Source organism: Pseudonocardia pini (assembly GCF_013870575.1).
In the GTDB taxonomy this organism is placed as follows: Bacteria; Actinomycetota; Actinomycetes; order Mycobacteriales; family Pseudonocardiaceae; genus Pseudonocardia; species Pseudonocardia pini.
Genome location: NZ_JACBXB010001001.1, coordinates 1 through 1,653 on the forward strand (window position 1 = coordinate 1; position 1,653 = coordinate 1,653).

Below are 1,653 nucleotides of genomic sequence, written 5' to 3' on the forward strand. Positions count from 1 at the left end.
CCGCCGTCCCGGCCGCCGACCTGCACCGGACCGGTGACCTGGAGCGGCTGGCCGTCAGCACCGATCTGCACCGGGCCGGTGACCTGGATGGGGTCGTCGCCGTCCCCGTGGCCGACCTGCACCGGACCCGTGACCTGGGTGGCTCCGCCGCTCGCCGCACCGACCTGCACCGGGCCGGTGACCTGGGTGGGCCCGCCGTCCGCCGCACCGACCTGCACCGGACCGGTGACCTGCGTGGGCCCGCCGGTCTCGCCGACCTGCACCGGGCCGGTGACCTGCACGGCCTCGCCTGCGGAGCCGACCTGCACCGGGCCGGTGACCTGGGTGGCGCCGCCGTCGGCCGCCTCGACCTGTACCGGCCCGGTGACCTGGATCGCGCCGTTGTCGTCGGTGGTGTCGGTGTGGGTGCTCATCTCGTTCACATCTCCCTCGTGGCCGCTCTCCGCGGTCGTGTGTTCGTGGTCCTGCTGTTCGTGGTGCTCGGCGCCGTCGGCCCATCCGGGGCCGCCGTCCTCCAGACCCGACGCGCCACCGGGGAGTCCCTCACCGGGGACCCGGGTCGCGTCGGCGTACCGGTGATCGAAGAGGAAGACGGAACCCGCCGGGGCGGGCTCGTCGGCGCCGTCGCGACCGAAGATCGTGAACGGCTGTTCCTGACTGTCGCCGGTCCAGTCCACGAGGTCGCCGTCGTCGAAGGGAGAGAACGGACCCTGCTCGTGTGAGTCACCCGACATGGTCATGATTCTCGCCGTCCGTCTCCGGTTCCCGTGGTCTCGGTGGGGGCTGGTTCGTGGCCGTCCCTGCCGATGACCAGAAGTCTTCAGCGGTCGCCGCTCCCGGACATGAGCAATCGCTACTCAAACCTCCCCTGGGCTCGTCCTGCCGTTACTCCCCTGAGCGCACCCGCTACCCGGGGAATACGTCTGACCTGCGGTGATCCGTCGCTGAAGGCGACGTGAAACCGGGCCGCCGCACGCTCTGCGGTGTCACGGACCCACAGGAGGACCCATGGAACCGGCCATCTCGGCCACCGGCCTACGCCGCGCCTACGGCGAGCACACCGTGCTGGCGGGCATCGACCTGCGCGTCGCCCGGGGCGAGGTGTTCGCCCTGCTCGGCCCGAACGGCGCGGGCAAGACCACGACGGTGCAGATCCTCTCCACCCTGCTGCGCCCGGACGGCGGCACCGCGACCGTCCTGGGGCACGACGTCGTCGCCGAACCCGGGGCCGTCCGGGACGTCATCGGTGTGACCGGCCAGTTCTCGGCGGTCGACGGCCTGCTCACCGGCACCGAGAACATGCGTCTGATGGCCGCCCTGCACCATCTCGGGCGGGACGAGGGCGCACGGCGCTGCGCCGACCTGCTCGAGCGCTTCGACCTCGCCGACGCCGCGGGCAGGCCCGCGAGCACCTACTCCGGGGGCATGCGCCGCAGGCTCGACCTGGCGATGACGCTGGTCGGGAGCCCGCAGGTGATCTTCCTCGACGAGCCCACGACCGGCCTGGACCCGCGCAGCCGCCGGGAGCTCTGGCAGGTCGTCCGCGAGCTGGTCGCGCAGGAGGTGACGATCCTGCTGACCACCCAGTACCTCGAGGAGGCCGACCAGCTCGCGGACCGGGTCGCGGTGCTCGACGGCGGCGCGCTCGTCGCC

The 1,653-nt window shown here is 72.6% G+C and carries 2 protein-coding genes and 1 pseudogene; 2 read left to right on the forward strand and 1 reads right to left on the reverse strand.

Annotated elements, in window-relative coordinates; genetic code table 11:
- Window positions 1-413: pseudogene (locus H5J29_RS31825) on the reverse strand (hypothetical protein); the annotation flags it as partial.
- A gap of 45 nt (window positions 414-458) precedes the next feature.
- On the opposite strand from H5J29_RS31825, the gene H5J29_RS31830 reads away from it, so the two are divergent.
- Window positions 459-722: a hypothetical protein gene (locus H5J29_RS31830; RefSeq protein WP_181784625.1), complete on the forward strand. Its 264-nt coding sequence runs from the start codon at window positions 459-461 to the stop codon at window positions 720-722.
- A 286-nt stretch (window positions 723-1,008) separates the two neighbouring features.
- Window positions 1,009-1,653: ABC transporter ATP-binding protein (locus H5J29_RS31835; protein ID WP_181784626.1), on the forward strand; the 645-nt coding region annotated here is incomplete at its 3' end.